26 protein-coding genes and 1 pseudogene are annotated in these 26451 nt (G+C 40.1%); 18 read left to right on the top strand and 9 right to left on the bottom strand.

All coding sequences use genetic code 11. From position 1 onward, the window contains the following. Window positions 1-138: 138 nt before the first annotated feature. Complete coding sequence (locus AC3ISB_RS24625) at window positions 139-834, top strand: TrkA C-terminal domain-containing protein (RefSeq protein WP_489277021.1); 696 nt, start codon at window positions 139-141, stop codon at window positions 832-834. A gap of 52 nt (window positions 835-886) precedes the next feature. Here the strand turns inward: AC3ISB_RS24625 and AC3ISB_RS24620 are convergent, their stop codons facing one another. Then, a complete protein-coding gene (locus AC3ISB_RS24620; protein ID WP_061465287.1) occupies window positions 887-1006 on the bottom strand; it encodes a DUF4023 family protein in 120 nt (39 codons plus the stop codon). 173 nt (window positions 1007-1179) lie between these two features. On the opposite strand from AC3ISB_RS24620, the gene AC3ISB_RS24615 reads away from it, so the two are divergent. Continuing rightward, window positions 1180-1923, top strand: coding sequence for an SDR family oxidoreductase (locus tag AC3ISB_RS24615; RefSeq protein WP_489274792.1), 744 nt, complete (start codon window positions 1180-1182; stop codon window positions 1921-1923). Window positions 1924-2002: 79 nt separating this feature from the next. Here AC3ISB_RS24615 and AC3ISB_RS24610 read toward each other — a convergent pair whose 3' ends face one another. Then, complete coding sequence (locus tag AC3ISB_RS24610) at window positions 2003-3454, bottom strand: YfcC family protein (protein WP_489274790.1); 1452 nt, start codon at window positions 3452-3454, stop codon at window positions 2003-2005. Window positions 3455-3829: 375 nt separating this feature from the next. Between AC3ISB_RS24610 and AC3ISB_RS24605 the strand changes: the two genes are divergently transcribed. From AC3ISB_RS24605 to eutC, 6 genes and pseudogenes are all read left to right on the top strand, one after another. Beyond that, on the top strand, window positions 3830-5206 hold the full coding sequence (locus AC3ISB_RS24605) for a sensor histidine kinase (protein ID WP_489274788.1): 1377 nt from the start codon (window positions 3830-3832) through the stop codon (window positions 5204-5206). A 9-nt stretch (window positions 5207-5215) separates the two neighbouring features. Then, window positions 5216-5800: an ANTAR domain-containing response regulator gene (locus AC3ISB_RS24600; RefSeq protein WP_141994575.1), complete on the top strand. Its 585-nt coding sequence runs from the start codon at window positions 5216-5218 to the stop codon at window positions 5798-5800. A gap of 144 nt (window positions 5801-5944) precedes the next feature. Continuing rightward, a complete protein-coding gene (gene eutH, locus AC3ISB_RS24595) occupies window positions 5945-7216 on the top strand; it encodes an ethanolamine utilization protein EutH (RefSeq protein ID WP_430098506.1) in 1272 nt (423 codons plus the stop codon). 18 nt (window positions 7217-7234) lie between these two features. Then, window positions 7235-8641, top strand: coding sequence for an ethanolamine ammonia-lyase reactivating factor EutA (locus AC3ISB_RS24590; RefSeq protein ID WP_489274786.1), 1407 nt, complete (start codon window positions 7235-7237; stop codon window positions 8639-8641). Between the two features lie 18 nt (window positions 8642-8659). Then, on the top strand, window positions 8660-10024 hold the full coding sequence (locus AC3ISB_RS24585; RefSeq protein ID WP_489274784.1) for an ethanolamine ammonia-lyase subunit EutB: 1365 nt from the start codon (window positions 8660-8662) through the stop codon (window positions 10022-10024). 32 nt (window positions 10025-10056) lie between these two features. After that, window positions 10057-10782 (top strand): annotated as a pseudogene (gene eutC, locus AC3ISB_RS24580) (ethanolamine ammonia-lyase subunit EutC); the annotation flags it as partial. Window positions 10783-11518: 736 nt separating this feature from the next. Here the strand turns inward: eutC and AC3ISB_RS24575 are convergent. Together AC3ISB_RS24575 and AC3ISB_RS24570 are read right to left on the bottom strand one after the other, a co-directional pair. Continuing rightward, on the bottom strand, window positions 11519-11806 hold the full coding sequence (locus AC3ISB_RS24575) for a hypothetical protein (RefSeq protein WP_063236593.1): 288 nt from the start codon (window positions 11804-11806) through the stop codon (window positions 11519-11521). 36 nt (window positions 11807-11842) lie between these two features. Continuing rightward, window positions 11843-12730, bottom strand: coding sequence for an IS110 family RNA-guided transposase (locus tag AC3ISB_RS24570; protein ID WP_489274783.1), 888 nt, complete (start codon window positions 12728-12730; stop codon window positions 11843-11845). A gap of 438 nt (window positions 12731-13168) precedes the next feature. Here AC3ISB_RS24570 and AC3ISB_RS24565 point away from each other — a divergent pair, with 438 nt between their 5' ends. From AC3ISB_RS24565 to AC3ISB_RS24555, 3 genes are all read left to right on the top strand, one after another. Continuing rightward, window positions 13169-13609, top strand: coding sequence for a cell wall hydrolase (locus AC3ISB_RS24565; RefSeq protein ID WP_098369292.1), 441 nt, complete (start codon window positions 13169-13171; stop codon window positions 13607-13609). A 251-nt stretch (window positions 13610-13860) separates the two neighbouring features. Continuing rightward, the gene (locus tag AC3ISB_RS24560; RefSeq protein WP_098369293.1) at window positions 13861-14130 is read left to right on the top strand and encodes a hypothetical protein; all 270 of its coding nucleotides are present in this window, start codon (window positions 13861-13863) and stop codon (window positions 14128-14130) included. Between the two features lie 297 nt (window positions 14131-14427). Then, on the top strand, window positions 14428-14634 hold the full coding sequence (locus AC3ISB_RS24555; RefSeq protein WP_286178809.1) for a hypothetical protein: 207 nt from the start codon (window positions 14428-14430) through the stop codon (window positions 14632-14634). Between the two features lie 299 nt (window positions 14635-14933). On the opposite strand, the gene AC3ISB_RS24550 is transcribed toward AC3ISB_RS24555, so the two are convergent. Next, entirely contained in the window at window positions 14934-15473 is a 540-nt protein-coding gene (locus tag AC3ISB_RS24550) for an ECF transporter S component (protein WP_057214942.1), read from the bottom strand. Window positions 15474-15682: 209 nt separating this feature from the next. Between AC3ISB_RS24550 and AC3ISB_RS24545 the strand changes: the two genes are divergently transcribed. Together AC3ISB_RS24545 and AC3ISB_RS24540 are read left to right on the top strand one after the other, a co-directional pair. Continuing rightward, the gene (locus AC3ISB_RS24545) at window positions 15683-16531 is read left to right on the top strand and encodes a pyridoxamine kinase (protein ID WP_057214945.1); all 849 of its coding nucleotides are present in this window, start codon (window positions 15683-15685) and stop codon (window positions 16529-16531) included. A gap of 616 nt (window positions 16532-17147) precedes the next feature. Beyond that, on the top strand, window positions 17148-17297 hold the full coding sequence (locus AC3ISB_RS24540; protein ID WP_048680414.1) for a hypothetical protein: 150 nt from the start codon (window positions 17148-17150) through the stop codon (window positions 17295-17297). Window positions 17298-17330: 33 nt separating this feature from the next. On the opposite strand, the gene AC3ISB_RS24535 is transcribed toward AC3ISB_RS24540, so the two are convergent. Continuing rightward, window positions 17331-17594 carry a hypothetical protein gene (locus AC3ISB_RS24535; RefSeq protein WP_098372976.1) on the bottom strand — a complete coding sequence of 88 codons (264 nt, stop codon included), beginning with the start codon at window positions 17592-17594 and terminating at the stop codon, window positions 17331-17333. Window positions 17595-17933: 339 nt separating this feature from the next. Between AC3ISB_RS24535 and AC3ISB_RS24530 the strand changes: the two genes are divergently transcribed. Further along, on the top strand, window positions 17934-19136 hold the full coding sequence (locus AC3ISB_RS24530) for an IS110 family RNA-guided transposase (protein ID WP_489274779.1): 1203 nt from the start codon (window positions 17934-17936) through the stop codon (window positions 19134-19136). Between the two features lie 293 nt (window positions 19137-19429). Here AC3ISB_RS24530 and AC3ISB_RS24525 read toward each other — a convergent pair whose 3' ends face one another. After that, window positions 19430-20155: a DUF4261 domain-containing protein gene (locus tag AC3ISB_RS24525; protein WP_098372977.1), complete on the bottom strand. Its 726-nt coding sequence runs from the start codon at window positions 20153-20155 to the stop codon at window positions 19430-19432. Window positions 20156-20415: 260 nt separating this feature from the next. Here AC3ISB_RS24525 and AC3ISB_RS24520 point away from each other — a divergent pair, with 260 nt between their 5' ends. Then, the gene (locus tag AC3ISB_RS24520) at window positions 20416-21135 is read left to right on the top strand and encodes a YebC/PmpR family DNA-binding transcriptional regulator (RefSeq protein ID WP_053536610.1); all 720 of its coding nucleotides are present in this window, start codon (window positions 20416-20418) and stop codon (window positions 21133-21135) included. 100 nt (window positions 21136-21235) lie between these two features. Here the strand turns inward: AC3ISB_RS24520 and AC3ISB_RS24515 are convergent, their stop codons facing one another. Then, on the bottom strand, window positions 21236-22642 hold the full coding sequence (locus AC3ISB_RS24515) for a polysaccharide deacetylase family protein (RefSeq protein ID WP_181762311.1): 1407 nt from the start codon (window positions 22640-22642) through the stop codon (window positions 21236-21238). 185 nt (window positions 22643-22827) lie between these two features. Between AC3ISB_RS24515 and sigV the strand changes: the two genes are divergently transcribed. Both sigV and rsiV read left to right on the top strand, forming a co-directional pair. After that, a complete protein-coding gene (gene sigV / locus AC3ISB_RS24510) occupies window positions 22828-23343 on the top strand; it encodes an RNA polymerase sigma factor SigV (protein ID WP_098372979.1) in 516 nt (171 codons plus the stop codon). Beyond that, window positions 23328-24197, top strand: coding sequence for an anti-sigma-V factor RsiV (gene rsiV / locus AC3ISB_RS24505; RefSeq protein ID WP_489274775.1), 870 nt, complete (start codon window positions 23328-23330; stop codon window positions 24195-24197). Before sigV ends, rsiV begins: the two co-directional genes overlap by 16 nt. Before the next feature lie 93 nt (window positions 24198-24290). Here the strand turns inward: rsiV and AC3ISB_RS24500 are convergent, their stop codons facing one another. Beyond that, entirely contained in the window at window positions 24291-24515 is a 225-nt protein-coding gene (locus tag AC3ISB_RS24500; protein ID WP_489274773.1) for a hypothetical protein, read from the bottom strand. Between the two features lie 347 nt (window positions 24516-24862). On the opposite strand from AC3ISB_RS24500, the gene AC3ISB_RS24495 reads away from it, so the two are divergent. Then, window positions 24863-26356 carry a peptide MFS transporter gene (locus AC3ISB_RS24495; RefSeq protein WP_430098493.1) on the top strand — a complete coding sequence of 498 codons (1494 nt, stop codon included), beginning with the start codon at window positions 24863-24865 and terminating at the stop codon, window positions 26354-26356. The last annotated feature ends 95 nt before the right edge of the window (window positions 26357-26451 follow it).

Here is a 26451-nt window from a genome sequence, read left to right as displayed (position 1 = left end):
TCAATGGATCTTACTGCGTTTTTTTTTGTAATGGAAGTTATTTGAAGTAAGTGAATATATTGGTGGAAACTTGAAAGAACGAATGCGATTCTTTTGGCGGGATTAGGGTAAATCATAAATGAGGAAGTGATCGTTTTGATGAATTTACTTTTTATGTTGCTTTATTTTATAATCATCGTTCTTGTTATTGAAATATCGGTTACCTTGCTGAAATTGACTGGATTAAAAAGCACAGTGGCCAGATTTCAGGTTATCTCCATGCTGACGGGTACTGGTTTTACAACTGACGAGTCAAAATCCATCATTGATCATCCTGTTCGAAGGAAAATAAGCATGTTTTTAATTTTATTTGGTGCTTTCTCACTTGCTGTCATCATTTCATCGATCAGTACATTGCTTACGGATGATCTGCGCTTGATGGAGTTAAGCATCATTATAGGAATACTGGTGGTTCTAGTCGTATTAGTGAAATCTCCATTCCTGCATAATAGAATATCGAATAAGATGAAAAGTGAAATGTACAATCATTATGAATTATGGGAACACCCGATAGAGGAGGTCCTCTTTTTAGAAGATGAAGACGTGGTCATGGAAATCGATATTTATGAGGACTCAGAATTCATAGATGTCAAAGCCTTTGATGTCATATCACAGGGAGCGGACATCAATATCTTATTTATTGAAAGCGGAGAAGTGAAAATCAGGAAAGAGTTATATGAGTATAAAATCAAATTAGGCGATAACCTCTTTTTATATGGAAATAAAAATGAGATAGAAGACACATTCTCAAAAGAAATCGAAGAGATGAAGAAGAAAAATAGTACATCGGAGTGAAAAGAATCCCGGCCTTATATTAAGGCTGGGATTCTTTTGAAGATGGGCCTCATTAATGTTTTTTATTCGGTAATTTCTGAGCGGGATTCCCATTGCCTTGACGGCGGAAATTGCCTTCTTCCTTTTTTTGCTGCTCTTGAATGCTTTCAACAAATTCCTTAGAACTTTTCATTGAATGTACCTCCTCCGTTTATTTTCTTCTTTACTATAACCAGAAGAGGTGAAATTCATGAGTATGGGAGATAAAGGGCGACTCTAGGCTGATGGTAAAGGGAGAAAGGTGGTAAAATATGGACTGGAAGGATGTTTATTAAATCCTATCATGAAAAGAAAGAAGGGAAATGAGTGGAAAATCGGTTGGATGGAAAAGTTGCCTTGGTTACAGGTTCATCAAGAGGTATTGGTCGTGCTATAGCGGAACAGCTTGCTGATTTGGGTGCAAAAGTGGTGATCAACTATTCAGGCAGTTCTCAAAAGGCATATGAAGCGGTTGAAGGTATAAAGAAGAACGGCGGGGAAGCGGTAGCTATCCAAGCAGATATTAGCCAAGTTTCCCAAATTATAAACCTCTTCGAAGAAACGCTCCAAGCGTTCGGGAAAATCAATATTTTAGTGAACAATGCGGGACTGATGATAAATAAACCACTTTCCGAAGCAACGGAAGAAGACTTTGATAAACAGTTTGCAGTGAACGCCAAGGGGACATTCTTTGCTTGCCAACAAGCTTTGAAATATATGGAGACGGAAGGCAGGATCGTCAATATTTCAACCTCCGTAATAGGCCAGATGTTTCCTTCGTATAGTATGTATGCCGGTACAAAAGGGGCAGTTGAACAGTTCACAAGACATCTGGCAAAAGAGTTCGGCCCAAAAGGGATTACGATCAATGCAATTGCTCCAGGACCGGTTAACACAGAGCTGTTTAATGTAGGGAAATCGGAGCAGCAAATCGAAGGGATGAAAAAAATGAATGCCTTCGGACGTTTAGGTGAAACGGATGATATTGCCAATGTGGTTTCGTTTTTAGTAAGTGAACAAGCGCAGTGGGTTACGGGTCAGACGATTAGGGTCAATGGCGGATTCATTTAATTTAATTGCTTGTAATTCAACTAAAGCAACGTAATAATCCAACGTTGCTTTAGTATTTTGTAATATCTTTAATTTGAATTTAACCATTCCAGTGAATTGTTTGAGCGATGATCAAGAAAGCGCCCGATAAGATGAACCAGATAAAAAACAAGGGCAGGTAAAAGCGAACCCATTTTTGCCAGGCGACTCCTGCTAAGGCAAGGGTGGCCATGAAATAGCCAGATGTTGGATATAATATATTACCGATCCCGTCTGCCAGCTGAAAAGCTAACACGGCTGTTTGTCTTGTAACACCGATGATGTCGGCCAATGGAGCCATGATGGGCATGGTAACTAAGGCCTGACCGCTGCCGGAGGGAATTAAAAGACTACATAACATTTGTACAATGAACATGCCAAGAGCGCTAAACACAGCGGGGAAGTCGCCGACAAGATTACCGAGACTATGAACGATCGTGTCCATCACTTGACCATCCTCCATAACAACAGCGACAGCTCTTGCAACACCCACAATCATGGCACCGACCAAAACTTCTCGAAATCCGTCATTAAATCCTTCGCAAATTTCCGATAAGTTTAACCCGGCAACTAAACCGACAACGATTCCCATGATAATGAAGAGGCCTGCCATTTCCAACATAAACCAACCTTTTGCTAAAACGCCATATACGAGTAGGAACAAGAAACCGACCGTTAAAATTAATGCAATTTTCTGTTTTTTATTCACCTTATATATTTCAGATCCAGGCTTATTTAAGTATAGCGTCCGTTTGGCTTGATCCTCATCAAATACAAAACTACACTTTGGATTATTTTTAACCTTTTTAGCATACCGCATAATGTAAGCCATCCCTGCAGTAACAAAAATGATAAAAGCGATAATCCTTAGCTCGATACCGGAATATAGGGGAAGACCTGCGATTTTTTGACCTAACCCAGTGTTAATGGGGTTAAGAAAGCCTGTCATGAACCCAGCGGTAGTTGCGACTAAAGCTACAGAGACGGCAACCATAGAATCAAATCCTAAGGCAATCATTAGGGGGAGGATGACAGGTACATACACTAAACTTAATTCCTGTGTTCCAATCAAACTGCAAATAATAGCAAATACTACTGTGAGGATAGGAATTAACATCATGCTTTTTGTCGAAAATCGCCTTGCTAATCTATCCACTCCTATTTCAATAAGTCCTGTTTTCCGTAGTACTGAAAATATTCCTCCGATGATGAATGTGAAAAAAACGATCTCCCCTGCAGCTACCAAGCCTTTTGGTATAGCTGTCATGAAGTCTACTGGAGTAATAGGTGTTTGTTCAACGAGTCGATAGGAATTTGGATCAATCGTCAATCGATCCTCAGGACCTGGAATTCGCTCATAAACACCAGCAGGAACGAAATAAGTTGCGAGTGCTGCAAGGAAGATAAATACGAATAATATGACATAAATATGCGGCATATTAAACTTCTTTTTTTTGAATTTAGTCACTTCATCGATACTGACAATTTTTTTCGAATCATTTTCAAATGCCATTATTTTTCCCCCTTCATCTTTAGTTTATTAGCATGTTTATTCAGGTGTTATGTTAAGTGACATCTTATGTATCTATTTATTACATATTAATTTAATGATTATGGATTGTCATTGTTCATAATCACTAAAAATAATTTGATAAATTAGATAATATGAATAATTCGAAAATATTAGGAGATGGAAAAAATTTTGTTGAACAGAAATACAAATTAAATAAAAGGGCTAATTTAGGGATGTTTTTTTATAGGGGAATACTATTTAAATATCGCTATCTAATGTAAGAATACATCACATTAGAATATTTTGAATATTGACAAAAATAAAGGCGAAATCTATAATAATATCCATGAATAAACATTTATTGGAGTTTTGCCTATGGAACGGACAATGACTGTCCGAGAATTATGTGAGATGCATACTCATTTACTGGACAAGGATATTCAGATTCTTGAAAATCTATCAACGAATTTATCGTTAATAGCGAATTTGAATAAAGCGAATGTGTTTATCGATTGTCCGGTGCTTGAAGGGAAGCATGCCATTGTCGTCGCAGAGGCATGCGGACATTCAGTGAAATCGGTTTATGATCATCCGGTTGTCGGGAAATTTGCCTATGAGGCTTTTGAACCGGCAGTATTTTATGTATTGCGGACCGGTAAGGACATGTTCGTGAATCGGGCATTGACTCAAGAGGGAGCAATGGTCCAGCAAAGTGTCGTTCCAATCAAGGGGGAATGCAATCGGGTCATCGCCGTTTTGATCATGGAAAAGGTGATTAATGAAGAACCTGAAACTTCAAAACAGTTTGATAGGCAAGATCAACAAAATTCCTTAGTTCCTGAATTTATCGAGGAGTCCATTTTCCTGATTAATAACCAAAACCGGCTTGTCTATACGAATCCTGCTGCCATTAATCTAGTATCGGATATATGTATGACGGACTGTGTTTTAGGTGAATCCATTTTCGATTATTTTCCTGGCTTTGCCGATGTTCTTGCTTCAAAAGAGGACATTTTAATGAAGGAAATGAACATTGGTAAAAAGATTTTTCAAATAAAGAAATTCCATTTGGGCAACAAGAATTCCGATGAAACGTTCATCATCATCCGGGACCTGACAGAACTGCGGGATAAAGAGAGAGAGCTGATTAGCAAGTCAGTGGCCATTCGTGAAATTCATCATAGGGTGAAGAATAATTTGCAGACAGTCGCCAGTTTACTTCGGCTGCAAATGAGGATAGGAGCCCCTGAAGTAAGCAAGCCCCATTTATTGGTCAGTTTGAACCGGGTGTTAAGCATATCGTCGGTTTATGAAATCATTTTGGCAAGCAGTCAGGTCGATCATGTGGACCTGCTGGAGCTTATTAGGAAAATTGGCGATATGATCGTTCATACGGAGGGTCATGCCCGTCAAAGCCTGAGCATTGAATATAGTGGTGATGAGCTTCATTCCATTGATTCCGACATTGGCGTTTCTGTCGCGCTGGTTGTGAATGAGCTCATTCATAATTGTGTGAAGCATGCTTTCAAGGAAGGGACGGAAGGGAAGATTGCCGTATGCTTTCAAAAGGATGGTCCTGAATTGGAAATTCAAGTAAAGGATGATGGCATCGGATATTCACCGGCAGTGAAATCAACTTTAGGGCTGGATATCATCCGCATGACGGTGGAAAATGATTTGGATGGGGAGTTTTCGATTCATCGGATTAAAGAAGGTACCCTGGCTTCTGTAAGATTTCCATACAAGAGGTAGGTGGGAGAAGTGGTCAAGAGGATTTTGGTCGTGGAGGATGAATCGATTGTTCTGCTTGATATAACGATCATGCTCAAGGATGCAGGCTTCGATGTGGTAGGACATGCCCGTAACGGCGAGAAGGCGATTGAATTGGCACATGCACTACAGCCGGATCTCGTTTTGATGGATATCAAAATGCCAAAAATGAATGGGCTTAAGGCTAGTGATGTGATATCCAATACCTTTCAGATTCCGGTCCTGCTTTTAACTGCATTCAGCCAGCGTGAATACATTGACGAGGCGAAGCGCGCGAATATCGTCGGATATCTTGTAAAGCCAATTACGGAGGCGAATTTGATTCCGGCGGTGGAGATAGCTTTGCTGCAAGCAGCCAATACAAAGAAGCATCAGGAACGAAATGCTCAATTGGATGAAACGCTCACAAATCGTAAAGTCATTGAAAAGGCAAAAGGAATTATCATGAAAAGGAAGAATGTAACGGAAGAAACCGCTTACAATAAGCTGAGAAGGCTAAGTATGGATAAGCAGCTTTCCATGGAGACGGTGGCACGTCGAATCATTGCAAATGATCAAAAACAAGTAAATAGATGAAGCAATGGCGCTTTGATGGACCAAAATGGTTGAAGGCAGGCATTTCTGCCGAGCAACCTAAGTTTGGGCTATAAGAGGCGTCTTTTTTATACCCTTTTTTTAAGTCGATAGGCCAAAATAAATCGGAATTCAGGGGGAATATGTATGGAGATGGTTGGTAAGTTCGTTATTTATATCATTATGGTGTGTGCCGTTGTCGGTGCTATTGCATCGATTAAAGACAGTGAGCAAGGCTTGGGCAAACAGTTCATGGAAGGTTTGCATACCGTTGGCCATATATTTATCCCGGCAGCTGGAATCATGGCCTCGATCCCTTATTTATCATGGTTCATCGATAAAGTATGCGGCCCGATTTTCGCTGCGATCGGTGCAGATCCCGCCCTCGCCGCAACAACGATTTTGGCAACGGATATGGGGGGTTACCAATTAGCGGCCGAGCTGCAGCAATCATATGAAGGCTGGATCATGGCGATGATTGTTGGATTCATGTCTGGGGCAACGATTGTATTCTCGATTCCAATGGGACTTGCGATGCTGGAGAAGCGTGATCATAAATACATGGCACTTGGTGTCATGTCAGGAATCCTGACGATTCCGATTGGCGCTTTTATATCAAGCGTGCTGGTGGTGGCAACGAATTCGAAAATCCGAGAAGTGATTTCCACGAATGCGGATTCTACATATGAATTCGCGTTGAGCTATTTGAAAATTGCCCTGAATCTTTCCCCTCTTCTTATTTTTGTGGTCTTGCTCGCGCTAGGTCTTTATTTCCTGCCGGATTTGATGATCAAAGGTTTCATGTGGTTTGGAAAAATATTGGATGCCGCTATCAAACTTGTACTCGTGTTTTCAATCGTGGAAATTTTCACCGGACTGTTTTCCAATGTACTTGGTGCTTGGGGTTTCCATCCGATTATGGCCGATAAGGCAGACCAGTTCCGTGCCCTGGAAACGGCGGGGTATATCGGGATAATGCTGGCAGGTGCTTTTCCAATGATTTACCTGATTCAAAAATACGCAGGCAAACCGCTTGAAGCGATGGGCGGCAAAATCGGGCTGAGCAAAGCGGGGAGTGCAGGGATATTAGCCACGGTAGCCAATATATTAGCAATGTTCAAACTTGTTAAAGATATGCCGCCGAAGGATAAGGTCATAAACATTTCCTTCGCCGTGTGTGCGGCCTTCCTATTAGGGGATCATTTATCATTCACAGCCAACTTTCAGCCCTCCTTGATATTGCCGATCATTGTCGGCAAGCTATCTGCCGGAGCGATTGGAATCGGTCTTGCTTACTGGCTGTCCGTTCCGAAAGCTTTGGAATTGGAGGAAAAGGATCGTGAAGCAGGAATTATCGGTGTAAATGAATATAAAACGAAAAACGAGGAAGAAAACAGCAATGAAATCCAAGTGGTGTAAAACTGGGGTGTGATTTTAATGAATGAACAGGTGGAACGAATCATCAGTGCAGGAATTGATATTGGCACCAGTACGACGAAACTTGTCATCAGCGAGCTTTCGCTTAGGAATGTGGCGGGTGGCGGACAGGTGCCAAAAATTGAAATTACCGAAAAGAAAATTCTGTATCGAAGTCCCATTTTCAGGACCCCGCTTTTATCCGATACGGTAATTGATATACCTGCTGTTCAAAGAATGGTGGAAAGTGAATACCATCAAGCCGGGATCACGATCGATAACATACAAACAGGGGCTGTCATCATTACCGGGGAAACGGCAACGAAACAAAATGCAGAAGAAATGGTTTACCGGTTATCTAAAGCGGCGGGGGAATTCCTTGTAGCTGCAGCCGGTCCGGACTTGGAGGGAATCATTGCCGCCAAGGGATCGGGTGCCCATCAACATTCCATAAAGACAAGAAAGACTGTAGCGAACATAGACATTGGCGGGGGAACGGCGAATATTGCCGTATACCGTTCCGGCATGCTTTGCGGAACTTGCACACTGCATATAGGAGGCCGTTTGGTGGAGTGGGAGGGAGCGAAGGTGAAGGTTGCTCCTTCAATAGGGAAATGGCTGAAATCAAAGGGGCACTCTCCTATGAATGGTGATGGGGCAATCATTACAAATGAAATGGCGAAGGTGCTTTCGAGGTTTTTGTCTGGTTCATTCACAAAAGAAGATGAACTCCTTTTAGTGGGGAAGGAGCCATCATGGGAAGGACGAATCGATGTGTTGATGTTCTCGGGAGGTGTCAGTGATTGCATCTATCATAAAGAACGAGAGGACAAAAGCTTCCGGGATATCGGCATGATGCTTGCCGCCTCTATTAAGGAAAATGAAGAATTGGCTGCATGGGAGTGGGAACAGCCCGTTGAAACGGTTCGGGCGACTGTCCTTGGAGCAGGCGCACATACGACTGAAATAAGCGGTGCGACCATTGAGGTGAATGATTCTCATCTGCCCGTTCGCAATATCCCGGTCTATCGGGTCGATTTTCAAGGCGTGATTGATGATGTAACGGCGAGAATGGCACATGCTGTTCAGGATGCAATCACGATATACGACGCCTTGCAGGAGGGCCTGAATTTTGCCTTTTATTTAACGAATTTACCTTATCAATCATTTCGGGACATTCACCAGCTCGCAGTCGCTTTTACCGAGGCTTTGATGCAAAAACCGAATCGGCAGCAGCCTCTGATCATTGTCATGGATAGTGATTATGGGAAGGCACTTGGTCAAACCATTCTAGCGAACCAACCGGATCTGCCGGTCATCTGCATTGATCAGACAGAAGTGGAACATGGTGATTATTTAGATATAGGAAGGCTGCTGCGGACAGGGGTCGTTCCGGTTGTAGTAAAAACGCTAACCTTTCACAGTTAGGAAAAGGAGGATTATACGATGAAATTATCCACTCAATACTTTGGGGAAATCCATCAATTCAAATCGTTGAAAGAAGTCATGGCCAAAGCGAATGAAGAGAAATCAGGAGATAGGCTTGCGGGAATTGCAGCAGATTCGGTCCAAGAAAGGATTGCGGCGAAAGCGGTGCTTAGCGAATTGACCTTGGCGGACATCAGGAACTATCCCCTGCTCTCCCCGGAAGAGGATGAGGTGTCGCGGATTATAGATGGTCTCATCAATGGAACCATCTATCAATCCGTGAAGAACTGGAGCGTTGCCGAGCTGCGTGAATATATTTTGAGTGACGAAACGACCGGCGAGGATTTAAAGCGATTAAGCAGGGGATTGAATAGTGAAATGATTGCTGCGGCAGCCAAATTAATGTCGAACCTCGACCTTATCCATGCAGCCAATAAAATTGAAGTGCTCACCAAGAATAATAGCACAATCGGATACAAAGGAACGCTTGCTTCGCGCCTTCAGCCTAACCACCCTACCGACAATGTCGATGGCATGCTGGCTTCTTTAAAAGAAGGCCTCTCCTATGGAGTTGGGGATGCACTCATTGGAATCAACCCTGTCGATGATTCGGTCGAAAGCGTAAAGCGGCTGCTTCATGCGACACAGGATGTCATCCAGAAGTGGAACATCCCGACCCAAAATTGTGTGCTTGCGCACGTGACCACGCAAATTAAGGCCGTACAGCAGGGTGCGCCTGCCGATATGATTTTTCAAAGCATCGCCGGAACGGAAACGGCCAATCGCTCTTTTGGAATCAACGTACAATTGCTCGAAGAAGCTAATGAGGTCGCGAAGGCCTATGGGACCGGCACAGGTCCGCAGCATCTTTATTTTGAAACGGGGCAAGGCTCCGAGTTATCGGCTGAAGCGCATTTCGGAATCGATCAGGTGACGCTTGAAGCCAGGAACTATGGATTTGCCCGCTATTTTGATCCGTACATTGTCAATACGGTCGTCGGATTCATCGGACCTGAATATCTATATAACAGCAAGCAGGTCATCCGCGCCGGGTTAGAAGATCATTTCATGGGAAAAATGCATGGACTGCCGATGGGTGTGGATATTTGCTATACGAATCATATGAAGGCGGATCAAAATGATATCGAGGACTTGGGTGTACTTTTAGCGGCGGCTGGCGTGAATTTCATCATCGCAACTCCGATGGGGGATGACTGCATGCTAAACTATCAGTCTTTGAGTTATCACGATATAGCGACTTTAAGGCAAACGATGGATAAGCGGCCTGCCCCATTATATGAAGCCTGGTTGGAGAAGATGGGGATTATGGAGAATGGAAAATTAACGAAGCGTGCCGGTGATCCAACTATATTTAACCATTAGGAGTGGATGATATGGGAATGAATAATAAGGAAGAATTGGATGCCTTGATGGCGAAAACCCCTGCGCGGATAGGTGTGGGAAGGGCAGGGACCCGGCCGAAAACGGATTCTTGGCTAAAATTCCGTTTTGATCATGCGGCGGCCGTCGATGCTGTATATGGTGAAGTCAGTGATATTCTTTTGAAACGCTTGGATTTATTCAAGGTGAAAACGAAGGCCGCTGATAAGGAAGTCTATTTACGGCGTCCGGATTATGGCAGGAAGCTTTCGGATGAAGCAAAGCGGTTGATAGAAGCCAAATGCATAAAGGCCCCAACGGTTCAAATCATCATTTCCGATGGTTTAAGTGCCAAGGCGATCGAAGAAAATGTGGAGGATGTCTATTTATCCTTCAAACAATCTTTGGCACTGGCAGGTCTGAATACGGGTACACCTTTTTATATTGAAAAGGGCCGGGTTGCCGTGATGGATGATATCGGTGAAATCCTTGGACCTGAGGTCATTGTCCTGTTGATCGGTGAACGGCCTGGTCTAGTCAGTGCTGAATCATTGAGCGCTTATATTTGCTATAAACCACGTTTGGGCACGATTGAAGCAGAGAGGATGGTCATTTCCAACATCCATAAAGGAGGGATTCCCCCGGTTGAAGCTGGAGCGCATCTTGGCACGGTCATTCAAAAGATCCTCAAATACCAAGCGAGCGGCATGTCCCTTGTGAAGAAGGAACATGAAGAAGAAAAGCGTGAAAAACTCGGCTGAGAAATAAAGATGGAGGTGCGCATTACTCCACTCAGTTTGTAGGAAAAAGGGGGTTCGGGATGGTTCCGGATGATGATTAAGACTAGGTCGTTGGTTTCCTCTCCAGGAACTCGCCTTTCGCGGACGGTCCGGAACGCTCACATCTCGAACCATTATTTTAATACATGACTAGATTATCCTTTATGTTTTTTTACTGAAATCAACTGGAACATTTTTTTAATAGGCTCTGTTAAAGGATGTTGTTGATTTCCTTGATGAACTAACGGGGCAGGTTAGTTCATCAAGGAATTAAAGAATACCACTGTCTAATTTTTTCCTTATATGTTAAAATAAAGAAAATGAAATTATGAAAAGAAGGGTTAGTTTTGATAAAAACTGTATTTGTAGGTTTATTATCATTTATCTGTGTAAGCATAATATTTTTATCGATCGGATATTTGTTTGATTTTAAATTGTTAATGTTTAGTTTTTACGAAGAAACTTCAACAGGGTTCGAACTTGGAGGTTCAGTACTTCCTTTTATTATCGGGATAATTTGTAGCTATTTTATCGGTAATTACTATCAAAAAAAGAAAATATAATTATTAAGCTAACGGGTGCGTTAGCTGAAGATCGGAGCTGTCTATAAGGCAGCTTTTTTGTATGAAAATATATTCGTGAAAGGCCATACAAAATAAGCCCACCATATTCTAATTTTTTGAAGGACGTAAATGTGCCATGTCGTTATATTAACTGGTTATGCAGTTTGTTGTTCAGATGGAGCGATTGTATAGCCTTTCTTTTTTAGGTATTCGATCATTTTTAATTCTTTGTTATTTTGTTTTTCTTCAAGGTAATTTGAACCTAGTTCATGATAGGGTTCTCCTGTTTTTAAGATGTTGTAAGCAATCGTTAATAGTAAATGAGCAGAAGCGATTCGTCCCTTCATTTTTCCCTGCCGTTTGGTAATCCTTTTTCGATGTGAAGCAATTCGATTATTTTGCCTTGATGTAGCTAGTACACACTCTACAGCCATCGTTTTCAAAGCTTTGTTCCCTTGTGTGGTTTTACTCGTTTTTTTTTAGGGACTCACACCAGCCCAAGAGGCAAGATGTTTAGCCGACTTAAATACGGACATATCAACGCCCATCTCTGCAATAAAAGTAGCTGCGGCAGCTTTGTTCACACCAGGTATACCATCCAATAATTCTACTTCCTTACGATATGGGGACAGGAGTTGATCGATTTGTTTTTCCAATTCTTCTATGGCTTTTTCTAAATAACTCATATGTTCCCAATGGTAACGCAACATATCACGGTGATGACGGCGAATACGACCATTAATTGCACTGGCAATGTCAGTAATACTTGCTTTTGTTCGCCAATCCACCATTTTTCGAAGACCATCGGTCTCTATTTTTTCACCGTTTAGAATCGCTTCAAGGATACGGCGTCCCGATACACCAAAAATGTCTGATAATACGGATGTTAGCTTGATATTAGCATCTTGAAGAATTTTGTGAATGCGATTCTGCTCTGAAGTGCGATGATGAATCATTTTTTTTCGATAACGAGTAAGATCTCGTAAATCACGAATATCTTCCGGTGGAACAAAATTACTTTCAATAAGTCCACATCTTAGAAGCTTGGCAAGCCATTCGGCATCTTTCACATCAGTTTTGCGCCCTGGAACATTTTTGACATGTCTGGCATTGGCAAGAACAAGGTGAAAAGAACCTTCAAGTATATTCCATATTGGTTTCCAATAGACTCCGGTACTTTCCATCACAATATCGGATACCTGAAGGGTAGCTAGCCAATCACTTAAAGCCAAGAGTCCCGTTGTTGTAGTTGAAAACGTTTCAATAGAGGTTTTTGGCTTTTTATCTAATGGACCAAATAATACACAGGCTACTACTGTTTCTTGGTGTACATCTAGGCCAGCACACCGTTCAATCATTGCTTCCATAGGAGAATCACCTCAAAAAAAATTAACAATACATATGACAGGAGATTTGTTACAAAAATTTTTGTATACGTACTAGCAGTACACTAAATGGTTCTTCAATACTGTCACAACCAGTTTCTTATACAGGGTATCTTCCTTAAGATCCACCAAAAAAAGTTCAGCCTGGTTGTATTGTTATCATCCATTATCGTCAAGGAGTTAAAGGGTTAGACTCTGTTTTGAGTTTAGATTTTCGTAGTAGATGGTGGCGGCGAGGAGCGCTGCCATAGGAGTTTCTTATGGAACTAACGGGGCAGGCTAGTTGCATAAAGGGAAAAAAGAATGCAATAGTTTTCATTTTACTTAAAAGCTGTAAGTTATTATAACTAAGCATTTATATTACATAAATAATGACATGACTGTAGGATATTTTTCATACAATATTTTTGGGGTGAAAAAATGGCAAGAGCGAGTTACCGAAGTTCAGACGTTGACTTAATGGCAAGGATGATGAGAGCTGAAGCCGAAGGTGAAGGACAACAAGGAATGTTATATGTTGGAAATGTAATTGTGAATCGTCTTGTAGCTAATTGTTTAGACTTTAAAGGTTTAAGAACAATTCCACAAGTCATTTATCAAGTACAAGGAGGAAATTATTCTTTTGAAGCTGTTCAAAAAGGGAATGTATTTTATCAAAGAGCGAGAGGTATTGAAAGAAGATTAGCAGAACAGAATTTGAAGCACTGGAGACAGCATCCGGCTAGATATGCTCTTTGGTATTTTAATCCATATGCTCCATGCCCTCCAACATGGTATGATCAACCTCATACTGGTCAATTTAAAGACCATTGTTTTTATGAACCAAAACCTGGAACATGTGATAGTGTTTATAGAGGTTAAGCTTACTCTTTGAGTAAGCTTTTTTACATATTTAAAATATTTATACAATATAAAACTTTTAGTAATAGTTTTTATCTAAAAAAGTAAGATTGTGAATTATTGTACTTAAGCTAACGGGTGCGTTAGCTGAAGATCGAAGCTGTCTTTTAAGGCAGCTTTTCTTTATGAAACTAAAGGGGCAAGATAATCCAATAAAAATATACAAATTTACTATATTTGGTAAAATAGATTAAAGGAGAAGGGGGGGAATCATGAAAAAATATTTAGGGGTTATTTCGTTTGCTTTTATTATCTTAGTTATTTGTTTCTTGGCTGCAGATATAACTCGAGTAATTGAAACTGGAGTAACAACTTTTCGTGTATTAATGATATGCGGAATCATTATATCTCTCTCTTTCTCTTTTCTCAGTGAGAAAGGGATTTGGAGAAAATTAGCTCTAGGTCTCAGTATATTTGTTGGTTTATTTTACTTTATAGCCTTCGAATTAATGAGATTAGTATTCCAGGGTAATGGATTTTAAATTGTTTATTCATCTAGGTGCTTTACTTCAATAAGAGAGTTGCTTCGGCAGCTCTTTTCCTTATGGAACTATCGGGGCAGGTTAGTTCCATAAGGAGTGCTATTATAAGACCTATCGTAAAATGCCAAAAACGATGTGCATTGGTGGGCAGAATTATATCCTCTGACGTATTTATATTACCTCTCACTAAAATGCCTTACAGAGCCATTTAAGTGGTAAAACATTTCCACTTTTCAGTTTTTTATTCCAGAAAAAGTGTTATTATTTGTTAAATACATAATATGAGGCGGGATGCTTATGAATGATAAAACTCAGTTATCTTTAATTTTGCTCTTAATATCTCTGGCAATATCAATTTATTTTTGCTTTTCGGAAGGCTTATTAAGGGGTGGATATGAATTAGCTGTAGATGGTTTTGTAGTAGCCAGAGCCTTAATGATTATTTACACATTACATTTATTAGGGAAATTAGGAGATGTTATTATTAATAATAAAAAAGATTAGCTCATGGCTAATCTTTTTTTTGTTTTATAGATTGATGGATTAAATACTTCAATAAGGGAGGTTGCTGAAGCAACCTTTTTCTTAATGAACTAACAGGTGCGTTAGTTCTATAAGAAGAAGTAAAAAAAGTCGATTCCTTAACGTAGAGGAGATCGACTTTTTATCCTAGATATACCAGTATTACTTTAACAACACTTTAAATGAATCATGTTGCTGAAGAGCCTCTGACAATTAACTTTCATTCTACGTATTGTTGACTTACTTTCTATTTCAACAGAAAGCTGTGTTTTTCCGCGAATTTACTTAAAATAAGGAACCTTTTTCAAAGCCACATAAACTGGAACGGCAACGATAATTCCTAATATATTTTGAACGAGATCTCCAGGTATCGAAGCTAAAGGTGCAATCCAATTACCGTATAGAATCCCTTCACCAATATAATAAACAGCTATCATAAATGGAATGGAAACGATTGTTGCTATTACATTGAAAGCAATGCTAGTACCGTTGCGACCCTTTGACCAAGCGATTTTACCAACTATATATCCTTGCAAACCACGCGCCACAATGGTGATAGGTGCCCACAATGTCCACCCTCCAACTATATCAAATAACCCCATTCCTATCGCACCAGCAAGAGCTGCTTTTTTAGGACCAAATAAAATAGATGCAATAAAAAGCATAGCTGTTCCTAGATGAACTAACCCTCCATTTGCGGCAATTGGCAGTTTAATATTCAAAAAGAAAGTAGATAGGAACACAAGTGCAATCAACATTGCGGTAATAATTAAATCCATAGTTTTTTGACTTGACCTTGAATAACTTTGTGTATTTTGCATATCTGTAAACCTTCCTAACTAGAATTTTCCTATGATTTTAGCAAAAGACTGGTGTCTATAAAAGTGTCAATTTATTAAAAAACTATGAGGTCAGTTGATAAAAAATACAGATATTATACGTATTGAAAAGAGAGAGGAGATGACTGTTTTTAGCTGATTTATGATAAGATAAATAAAGTTTAAAGTGGATAGGCCATATGGAGGTTATTATGAAAAAAGTTGCTGTACTACAGGATTTATCATCTTTTGGAAAATGTTCATTAACAGCTGCAATTCCGGTTCTTTCGGTCATGGGCGTGCAGGCATGCCCTTTACCAACGGCCATATTGACTGCGCAAACCGGATATCCAAGTTTTTTTTGTGAAGATTTTACATCCAAAATGAAATACTTCATAGAAGAATGGAGCAAGCTTAATGTAACCTTTGATGGAATCTATACCGGCTTCGTTACTGGTGAAGAGCAAATTAATAATATTTTCCATTTTTTAGATAAATTTTATACAAAAGAAACCATTTTACTTGTTGATCCAGTAATGGGGGATATAGGAGAAGTCTATAAACTTTTTACCGATGAATTACTGGTTCTTATGAGAGAACTGGTGAAGCGTGCAGATGTCATTACACCAAATGTTACAGAGTGCTGTTTATTAACCGGATTGTCTTATGAAAAGCTGCATAGCTATTCAAACGAAGAGGACTATATTAAAGTGATAGAAGAAGCTGGGAATATGTTGCAGCAAGAAACGGGAGCTCAGGTTATCATCACTGGAATGAATCCACCTTCAGCAGATTCAGAGAAGCAGTTTATCGGAAATATGTATTTGGACGGAAGTAGAACCTTTTATAGTGCGACGCAGTATAACGGTGAAAGCTATTCAGGTACTGGTGATTTATTTGCATCTGTGATTATGGGAAGCATGATGCGTGGAGAGAACCTAGAAAAATCCGTACAGCTCGCAGTGGCATTCCTGACAGAGGCTATCAATGATTCCTCCTTGGAGCAAATTCCTAAAGTAGAAGGAGTTAACTTCGAAAAATATTTACGAATGTTATTATGAATGCTTTAAAAAATGGAGTAACAAAGTGCGTTAGCTGAAGATCGGAGCTGTCTTTAAGGCAGATTTTTCTTATGGAACTAACGGGGCAGGTTAGTTGAATAAGGTAATATTTGGATTAAGATAGATATAAGTAGAAAAGTTAATAACAAGGGGTGATTTTTTGGAGAAAAATATTGGGGATGTAGATTTTTTTTAACAAGTAGTAAAAAGACTTTGCAAAAAAAACAATATTTCCCCTCAGAAACCTAAATTTGAAATCATCGAGAACGTAATGGTTATTAGCATTAAGAACCATTTAAAAGATGGAGTAGACTTAGATTGTTTTAATATTTTAAACCTTATTTTCCGAACAATTGGACCTTTAGAAGAGAGCTGAACAAACAAGAAATAGAATTATTGAGGCTTATGCAGAGTGTCAAGGCATTTTATTTTGATTATAGCAATGAAATGAATACCATTTGGCGATGAATTATTTTACTAAGTTTTTAATGTTTTTACTGATATATGCAAAGTTAGCAGTACACTAATAAAGTAATAAGGTTTACTTCAGTAAAATAAGGTATATTATATTTGTTGAATAGATTCTCTTTAAAGACAAGAAAAGTAGGTGAAAAAAGTGGGAAAATATCAATTGGATACCAAAGGTAAGGTAGCTGTGACAAAGTTTCATGAAAAACAGAAGCCTGCCAAATTTGATAAAAAGCAGCAACTTGAAAAAATACGTGCGGAGTATTTGAAAAAGAAGCAAAAACAAACAGATAAATAATATGAACGAAAACATAGGAAGACTAAAATCTCCCTATGTTTTTCTTATTCGAAGTTCTTTTTTCAATTGATGATAGAGTTTATTATTCCCATAAATTTCAGATTCGGTGACAAAAAACTCGTCATCAGATATCCATTCCTCACTAAAAATTTCAGTAGCAGAATCAATAGACCAGCCGTTATTTTGGATACACCAGTAATCTGCAGCAGAAATTTTTAAAACATTTGGATACTCACTTGGCTTAGGCAGCTGAATAAAAAGATAAGTCTCGATCTTTTCAGCAAGATACTTTCTCAACACCCCACACTCAAAGAAAGTCAGGGAATACGTGCTTTACATCAATAAGGGAGGTTGTTGAAGCAACCTTTTCTTAATGAACTAACGGGTGCGTTCGTATTATAAGGTCGACCAGTAAAAATTACTGGTTGACCTTTTTTTAATAGAATCTATTATATCAGTAGCCAGGGTAGGACGTACGGGTGCGTGGGACTTGATCCCGTGAACTAAACTGTCCGCCCCCTACTTGTAGAAACATGTTTGAGGCTGGTTGGGACGCAGATCTCGTATAACAAGCGAAGCTATGACACTACATGGAGGACTAGGGGTACTGGTTAGTAAGTAGAGGAGGAAAAAACAATGAATCCAGTTGTTGGTTTGGATGTGGCAAAAGGAGAGAGCCAAGTTCAGGCATTTTTAGATCAATCTAAACCGTATGGGAAGAGCTTTTCAATGAAGCATATCAAAGAGGAGTTAGAGCATTTTTTAGAATTTCTAAAAGAAATTGAAGAGGTGACAGGGCAGATGCCTATGGTCATTTTAGAGTCTACAGGGCATTACCATTCTCCTGTTATTCAATACCTTGAGGAACAAGGGATTCCATATATCTTAGTAAATCCGATTATTTCTTATCAGGCAAAGAAGTCCAGCTTACGGAAGGTAAAAACGGACGCTATCGATGCGTACCAGTTGTGTGTGCTGTATTACAAAGAGGATTTAGAACCTCATAAAATTAGAGGAATTCAGCTATTAGACCTTCGGAATTTGTCCAGACAACAGGAAATCGTAACGAATATGTATGTGGAGGCTAAACTTCAGTTTCACACCATTTTAGCTCAAGTGTTTCCTGAATACCGGAAGGTTTTTGGGGATCTATATTCAAAGGTTTCTTTATTGATGTTAAAGGAATATCCTACTTCAGAGGCGGTATTAACGGCCGGAGAAAGTAGACTAGCAGAGAGTGTAATAGAGTTCTGTTCTAGCCGATCGGGTCAATGGGCATGGGAAAAAGCAAAAAAAATAATGGACTCCGCGTCTCGAAATCCATTTCAAATAAACGTGTATCAAAGTCACGTAATCAATCTTCGTATGTATATTGAGTTGCTTTTTCATTACCAGGGACACCTCTCTGAGTTGGAAGATCGTATAGTGGCCCTGGCAAATGAACTGGAAGAGTATAAGATCATCCAATCGATTCCCGGTATCGGAGAAAAAATCGCAGCCACGATTATCTCTGAAATTGGTGAAATCGATCGGTTTAATCACCCGAAAAAACTGGTTGCCTTCGCTGGAGTAGATCCAAGTGTTCACTCATCAGGTAAGTTTACGGCAACCATTAATCGTATTACGAAAAGAGGTTCGAGCAGACTACGTCATTCTCTGTATCTTGCCGTACTATGCGGCATAAGAAGTTCAAGGAACAAAAAGCTTAAAGCATTCTATGATAACAAAAAATCAGAAGGAAAACCTGCCAAAGTGTCAATCGTTGCCTGTATGAATAAGTTGCTTCATTGGATTTATGCTTTATTAAAGAGAAAAGAAACGTTCCTAGATTTAGCCTAATTAACGGTTTTGTGAAACAGAGAAAAATCCTTCCAAAAGGGTTCTGGAGGGTTATTTGGCATGGCCAAAAATAGTATATCATAAGGGAAATGAAAATATTAGAGAAAGATATTGACATCCTATTAGCTGGTTTAGTTCCATAGGATGCACTTAAGAAGACCACCAAAAGGTGGTCTCTTTTATTTGTTCAAAAATCAACATTAATCTTTTAACAAAGCCTTTAAATAAAAAAACTGCAGGCAAACTCGCTTTATGCGAATTTATCTACAGTCTGGGGGGAGCGAATCGCTCCTCTATTTACTTGTCCCTAAATTCCATAATCCTAACGGGTTGTAGAAGGGATGGTCTTCTTCATATCTAAAGTCCTGAAGGCCCGTCAATATAAAGTCGGGTGCATCTTGTTGAATGCTAAAGGTTTCGCCATTCTTAAAGAGAGGACGTTCACCTAAATGGTAATAATTAAATGTGTTAAGCAGGGCAGCCGCCTCTTTCGGACTCATCGTGTTAAGTGTCACGGCATCCGGAAGACCAAAAGCTTTCATTCCGAATGAACAATAATAATCTTCCTCTCCGATGATCGTGACAAAATGGGCATATACCGAGAGAATATCGGGGCTATGATGAAGATGCTGCCAATCTTCCTTTGAATGGGCAATTCCAGCCGTTTCTATTTTCACTGCCATTCCGCCTGCCCTTAGGATCGCTGCCCCGGCATCGATCAAATCGATAACAGTTCCGGTATCGGATACATCGGCTATTATATAAACGGTAAAGGTATGGTCATTGATCTCCTCTAATGCATTTTCCGAAAAGGCGTCTTTACTGGCGTAGGAAAAGCTTTCTTTCAAAGTGGGTTCATAATCATGGATCTCAGCCTGAAAAGTAATGTTCTTATCGCTGTTATGAAAAACATTCCCGGTTAACAGATACCCTTCGCTTTGGGAAGCGACCGTTTGAATCAATTCTGTCCGGTCCTTCCATTTACCGGGTATCCCGATGATGATTTGGTTGTCCTTCATGGATCATCTCTCCTTTCCGTTCACTTCATACTATACCAATGCTGATGTTTTCCAAAGTAATTCATATAAAATAGCGCAAGGCTCCGATAAATGCCAGTGATGGATGTGCAGGACTTTTTCAAAATTATACAATTGATGTATAATATAATCTAGTAAACGTATAGCCTATCTTCAAAGGAATTCCCCTGTTGGGTTTTCTCATAGGGCCGTATCTTAATAATCTATTCGTATATATCAATGATGAAAGAGAGTGGAATATAATGGGTCGTAAGTGGAATAACATTAAAGAAAAAAAAGCGTCAAAAGATGCTAATACTAGTCGGATTTATGCTAAGTTCGGACGGGAAATATATGTAGTGGCAAAACAAGGTGAACCAGATCCAGAGTCCAATCAGGCATTAAGGGTCGTACTTGAGCGTGCGAAAACGTACAATGTTCCAAGAGCGATCATTGACCGTGCTATTGAAAAAGCCAAAGGCGGTTCGGAAGAAAACTATGACGAACTTCGTTATGAAGGATTCGGTCCGAATGGTTCAATGGTCATCGTGGATGCATTGACAAACAACGTGAACCGGACGGCATCTGATGTGCGTGCCGCATTTGGGAAAAATGGCGGGAATATGGGAGTCAGCGGATCTGTTGCTTATATGTTCGATGCAACAGCTGTCATCGGGATTGAAGGTAAGACGGCTGATGATGTTCTTGAACTGTTAATGGAAGCGGATGTTGATGTACGAGACATCATTGAAGAAGAAGAAAGTGTCATCGTTTATGCCGAACCTGAACAATTCCATGCTGTACAACAAGCATTCAAGGATGCAGGAATCAGCGATTTTACAGTGGCCGAGCTGACGATGCTTGCCCAAAATGACCTAACCCTTCCAGAAGATGCTCAAGCACAATTCGAAAAAATGATTGATGCATTGGAAGATTTGGAAGATGTTCAACAAGTTTATCATAATGTAGATCTTGGTGAATGATAAAATGAGCAGACCTTTGCTATATGATCAAAGGTCTGCTTATTTTATTTGAAAGGAAAGAGCCTGTTTACGAATCACGAAACAGGCTCTTTCCTTTTGATTATTCTTTTATGGTGATTCCGGAAAGTTCACGGTCTTTCTGTACCTTTTCCAATTCTGAAATTGTGACCAGTTGATATCCTTGGTCATGCAGTTGCTTGATGATTTTTCCTGCAGCCTGGGCGCTAGTTTGATAGATATCATGCATTAATATGATACTGCCATCTTTGGCTTTGCTCATCACTTTGTTTACGATTTTCTTTTCATTCCGCTCTTTCCAATCTTCGGGATCTACATCCCAAAGTGTGACTTTCATATCCTCCATGAATTCACGCACATTATTGTTAATCGCTCCATATGGGGGACGGACGAGATTTGGCTCAGCACCTGTAGCTTTTTCTACAGCGTCTTGGGTCTTTTCGATTTGACTTTTGATTTTGTTCTTGCTTAAGCGCGTCAGCTGCGGATGATCCCATGAATGGTTGCCGATCTCATTTCCTTGCTGCAGCATTTTTTGCAGAACTTCCGGATAGTGCTGTACGCGGCTTCCAAGCACGAAAAACGTCGCGTGTCCATCATACTTGTTCAGGTCTTTAAGAATGGACGTGGTATAACTTGGATGCGGCCCGTCATCGAACGTCAAGGCAATGACCTTTTTTGAAGGGTCGATCCATTCATTTTGCACGGGCAGTTTGGCGACGATATGTTTCGGCTGCCATTCCTTTACACGATCCGCATTCAAATCTTGACTTTGATATGAATCTAGCAAACTATCTTTAAAAAGTTCCTTCTTGATGGCTATTGTATGGGTCTTAGTTGAATCATCAGTCTTAACGTAGAATACAAGCGTATTTTTCAAGACTGAAAAAGAATTGAAGTTGGCTGCCTTCAGTTTGTTTTCCTTTTTAATGAGACTGTTTGAAATGCCTTCTTCTTCCTTCTCCGTTAACTCTTCAAAAACAATATCGGATAAAACGGATAAATAATCAGTATCCGTGGCAAAGATGTCTTCTATGGAGAGCTTTTGCTGAGATGGAATATCATAAGTGAAGATCTGGGATCCAGACTGCTTCTTTCCTTCCACTTGCTCATATTTATCGAAGGAAATTGTAATGGTCTGTTTGCTGAAATGGAGGATCGTATAAGTGAGGTTAAGCTCGGAAGCTTTTCCATCGGATGCTTTCCATTTCTTTTCATAATCCTTAATTTCTTTCTTTATGTAGGCTTCTAGCTGCTTGTCGATATTTTCTAAATGCAGAACGGGCCTGCTGGCTGAATACCCGCCTTTCGTATTATCTTTCACATACGTTTGAATATCGGCTTCTGGGTAATTTTTATCAGTTGTATAGGCCGAAACGGTTCTTTTCTTATCAAAAGCAAGGCTTTTGATGGCTAACCCCAACGTTCCCACAGTAGCTGTTAGACAAAATAGAAAAATAAAGACTTTTTTATAATTTAATTTACTCATGATGCACTCCACCTCGATAATCATTCTACTATATAGACGCGCCAAAAGCCTTAAAAGTTTGTAAAAAATTTCATTTTTTTATATTTATATATTTCCTTGTTCATTTTCAAACTTTTATGGCTGCATAAACGTCTATCCTTAGTACCCAGGATACGTAATTTAAATGTAAGGAGCTCTTTCATGCAATGAAAAATCTAGATATGAATCAATTAATCGCGGCCCGGATAACCGAACGGCAAGAAAATTTGTACAGACTTGCTTTTTACTATGTTAAAAACCAAGAGGATGCGCTTGATATTGTACAGGAATCAATCAGGAAAGCACTGGCCTCCAGCAGCAAAATCAAAGACGCTGCTTCTATAGATAGCTGGTTATATAAGATCATCGTCCGAACGGCACTGGATGTTTTGCGGAAGAAAAAGAAACTGACCGTCGCCGATGACGAAACAATAGAATACTTACGCAGCGGTGAGGAAGATCACTATCCTGACCTGGATTTGCAAAAAGCCCTTGAAGGACTTTCGGTCAAGTACAAAACGGTAGTCGTTCTCCGTTTCTTCGAGGACCTGAAGCTGGAAGAGATAGCGGAAGTGCTGGAAGAGAACGTAAGCACGATTAAAACGAGATTATATAAAGCATTGCAACTATTGCGGATCAACATGACTGAACGGGAGGAAACGAAAAGATGGAAAAAAAACTAAAAGATCTGCGGGAAGAATATCTTAAAACACCGATACCAAAGGAATTGAATGATGTCGTTCAAGCGGCCTTGAATGAAAAGCCCAGGAAGAAGCCAAGGGTTGGCAGGAATATCCTCATGTCAGCGGCTGCAGCGATTCTGATTGTGACAGCTTCCGTAAACATCAGTCCGGCAGCGGCGAAAGCCATGAGTGAAATCCCGATAGTCGATAAGGTCATCAAAGTGATTACCTTCGTCGAATGGAAAGAAGAAGCGAATAATTCCTCGGCAGTAATCAAAACACCTGCCATATCCGGTCTGGAGAATAAACAGCTCGAAGATAGCTTGAATGAGAAATACTTATCGGAAAGCAAGCAGCTTTATAAGGAATTCACGGACTCCATGTCAAAACTGAAGGAAGGGGAAAAGGGCAATATGTCCGTGGAAAGCGGATATGTGATATTGACGGATAATGAAACGATCTTATCCGTACAGCGTTATACGGATAAGATTTCTGCTTCCAGTTCTACAGAAAGTCAATTCGATACAGTCGACAAGAAAAACGAAGTGCTATTAACACTAAATAGCTTATTTAAAGATGATCGTTATCTTCAGGTGATTAGTGAGAACATCAAAGAACAGATGAAGAGGCAGATGGCAGAAGATCCGGAAAAGATATATTGGGTCGAAGATGATGACCTTACTGCATTTAAAGGCATCGATGAAAACCAAAACTTTTATATAAACGAAGATGGCAAGCTAGTCATCGCCTTTAACAGCTATGAAGCTGCGCCGGGATATATGGGGGCCGTCGAGTTCATCATCCCGACAAAGGTGCTGTCAGACCTTCTTGTGGGCGATCAATATATCCATTAAAACGGCCTTATTTGTAATTCTTATGACGGACGGGAGTTTTTTAAAACGAGGTCCTCACAATACCCATTAAAAAGACGAACCAACGTTACTTGATCACAGTAACCTTGGCTCGTCTCTTTTTTGATCGAATTTCATCTGATCCAGCTCCAGCCTCATTTTTTTCGTCTCCATAAGAAAGTTTTCATGTTTAAGTTTTTCAAGTTCCAATTCAACTTTCAGCATATTGTGTTTGGTCTTTGACTGTTTCTCGAAATGGCTTGTCAGTATGGCGATTATAGGGATGGAAAAAATAAGCACAACAGTTATGATCCCTAGCATTATCGTGCCTCCTCATTTTTGGTTATATCTATTATACGGTGTATTTAACGGTTGAAGTTGTTTTTTTCCAAAATGGGTCTCCCCATTTTTCCGATTCTCATTGCATGTGCATGGCAAACAAAGAGATATGAAACGTAATACCATTGTTGAAGTTAGGGCAATATATCTTTGATGGCAGCTCCCTATTAGACTATATGGGGTGTTTTTAACTGCGAAATCCGGACTTTGGCTTGCATGGTGGCAACCCTCTTCTATTTATTTTGAAATTAATTATTTAAATATACTAAATATTTATTTACAACAGAGAAAATAAAAGTTATTATACAATAATAAAAGGAGGGCTAGGTATGGCAACGATAAATAAACAGAAAATTGTGGATAGTGTACCTCAAAAAGGTTTTTTTGGAAACCCTAAAGGATTATTCACCCTTTTCTTTACTGAGTTCTGGGAGCGTTTCTCCTATTATGGCATGAAGGCAATTCTTGTTTACTATATGTATTACGAAGTTTCTAAAGGGGGACTAGGTCTTGATGAACCCACAGCCCTTGCCCTTGTATCCATTTACGGATCTTTAGTATATATGTCAGGTATAATTGGCGGATGGCTTGCCGATAGGATCTTCGGGACTTCCAAAGCCGTATTTTACGGTGGTATCTTGATCATGCTCGGGCATATTGTCCTTGCTGTACCAGGCAGTCTCTCCATGTTCTTTGTTTCCATGGTACTCATTGTTCTTGGTACTGGTTTATTAAAACCGAATGTTTCAAGCATTGTCGGTGAAATTTACGCGGAAAATGACGAACGCCGGGATTCCGGTTTCAGTATATTCTATATGGGTATCAACATGGGTGCATTCCTTTCACCTTTTGTTGTCGGTACAGTCGGAATGGACTACAGCTTCCATCTTGGTTTTGGACTTGCGGCAATTGGTATGTTAATTGGACTCATCGTCTTTGTTGCAACAAAGAAAAAGAACCTGGGCCTTGCTGGAACTCTTCCTGCGAACCCATTATCACAGAATGAAAAGAAAAGCGTATTCACTAAATTGGGGATAGCTGCACTTATCATAGCTGCCATCATCGGCATCACTGCCGCTAAAGGCATCTTAACGATTCAAACCTTTATTAATCTTGTAGGTATCCTAGGGATCGTTATTCCGACCCTTTATTTCATTTTCATGTATCGCAGCCCTAAAACAACTTCTGTTGAACGTTCACGCTTGATTGCCTATATTCCTTTGTTTATAGCAGCTGTCATGTTCTGGGCGATTCAAGAGCAAGGTGCAACAATATTGGCAAGCTATGCAGACAAACGGACACAGTTGAATTTTGCTGGAATAGAAATAAACCCGGCATGGTTCCAATCTTTGAACCCTTTGTTCATCATTACCCTTGCACCAGTATTCGCATGGTTATGGATTAAACTAGGAAAGCGTCAGCCGACCATTCCTCAAAAATTCTCAATAGGCTTACTGTTCGCCGGTTTATCATTCCTGGTGATCCTGCTTCCTGTTTATTTCGGTGGATCGGACGCATTAGTCAATCCGCTATGGCTTGTACTTAGCTATTTCCTTGTAGTACTTGGAGAACTTTGTTTATCTCCTGTTGGACTTTCAGCCACTACAAAATTGGCTCCGGCCGCATTCTCGGCACAAACGATGAGCCTGTGGTTCCTGGCAAGTGCAGCAGCACAAGCACTGAACGCACAAATCGTCAGATTCTACACTCCTCAAACCGAAATGGCTTATTTTGGAGTGATCGGTATTGCTTCAATAGTCCTTGGACTGGCCCTGATGGCCTTATCACCAAAGATTCAAGGTTACATGAAAGGCATTCGCTAACACTTAGCAAGCAGTAAAAGAAAGATGACCTCCGAATTAAACGGGGTCATCTTTTTTATTATTATTTCATTCCTTCTAGCTATAGAACGAGCTGG

Source organism: Peribacillus sp. GL_122, from assembly GCF_057835005.1.
The sequence above is the reverse complement of the archived record's forward strand: the minus strand, read 5'-3'. Positions and strand labels throughout refer to the sequence as shown.

Coding starts and splice junctions, on each gene's coding strand:
- AC3ISB_RS24625 (WP_489277021.1), top strand. CDS start 139: ATGAATTTACTTTTTATGTTGCTTTATTTTATAATCATCGTTCTTGTT.
- AC3ISB_RS24620 (WP_061465287.1), bottom strand. CDS start 1,006: ATGAAAAGTTCTAAGGAATTTGTTGAAAGCATTCAAGAGCAGCAAAAA.
- AC3ISB_RS24610 (WP_489274790.1), bottom strand. CDS start 3,454: ATGGCATTTGAAAATGATTCGAAAAAAATTGTCAGTATCGATGAAGTG.
- AC3ISB_RS24605 (WP_489274788.1), top strand. CDS start 3,830: ATGGAACGGACAATGACTGTCCGAGAATTATGTGAGATGCATACTCAT.
- eutH (WP_430098506.1), top strand. CDS start 5,945: ATGGAGATGGTTGGTAAGTTCGTTATTTATATCATTATGGTGTGTGCC.
- AC3ISB_RS24590 (WP_489274786.1), top strand. CDS start 7,235: ATGAATGAACAGGTGGAACGAATCATCAGTGCAGGAATTGATATTGGC.
- AC3ISB_RS24585 (WP_489274784.1), top strand. CDS start 8,660: ATGAAATTATCCACTCAATACTTTGGGGAAATCCATCAATTCAAATCG.
- AC3ISB_RS24570 (WP_489274783.1), bottom strand. CDS start 12,730: ATGGAAGCAATGATTGAACGGTGTGCTGGCCTAGATGTACACCAAGAA.
- AC3ISB_RS24565 (WP_098369292.1), top strand. CDS start 13,169: ATGGCAAGAGCGAGTTACCGAAGTTCAGACGTTGACTTAATGGCAAGG.
- AC3ISB_RS24560 (WP_098369293.1), top strand. CDS start 13,861: ATGAAAAAATATTTAGGGGTTATTTCGTTTGCTTTTATTATCTTAGTT.
- AC3ISB_RS24555 (WP_286178809.1), top strand. CDS start 14,428: ATGAATGATAAAACTCAGTTATCTTTAATTTTGCTCTTAATATCTCTG.
- AC3ISB_RS24550 (WP_057214942.1), bottom strand. CDS start 15,473: ATGCAAAATACACAAAGTTATTCAAGGTCAAGTCAAAAAACTATGGAT.
- AC3ISB_RS24545 (WP_057214945.1), top strand. CDS start 15,683: ATGAAAAAAGTTGCTGTACTACAGGATTTATCATCTTTTGGAAAATGT.
- AC3ISB_RS24530 (WP_489274779.1), top strand. CDS start 17,934: ATGAATCCAGTTGTTGGTTTGGATGTGGCAAAAGGAGAGAGCCAAGTT.
- AC3ISB_RS24525 (WP_098372977.1), bottom strand. CDS start 20,155: ATGAAGGACAACCAAATCATCATCGGGATACCCGGTAAATGGAAGGAC.
- AC3ISB_RS24520 (WP_053536610.1), top strand. CDS start 20,416: ATGGGTCGTAAGTGGAATAACATTAAAGAAAAAAAAGCGTCAAAAGAT.
- AC3ISB_RS24515 (WP_181762311.1), bottom strand. CDS start 22,642: ATGAGTAAATTAAATTATAAAAAAGTCTTTATTTTTCTATTTTGTCTA.
- sigV (WP_098372979.1), top strand. CDS start 22,828: ATGAAAAATCTAGATATGAATCAATTAATCGCGGCCCGGATAACCGAA.
- rsiV (WP_489274775.1), top strand. CDS start 23,328: ATGGAAAAAAAACTAAAAGATCTGCGGGAAGAATATCTTAAAACACCG.
- AC3ISB_RS24500 (WP_489274773.1), bottom strand. CDS start 24,515: ATGCTAGGGATCATAACTGTTGTGCTTATTTTTTCCATCCCTATAATC.
- AC3ISB_RS24495 (WP_430098493.1), top strand. CDS start 24,863: ATGGCAACGATAAATAAACAGAAAATTGTGGATAGTGTACCTCAAAAA.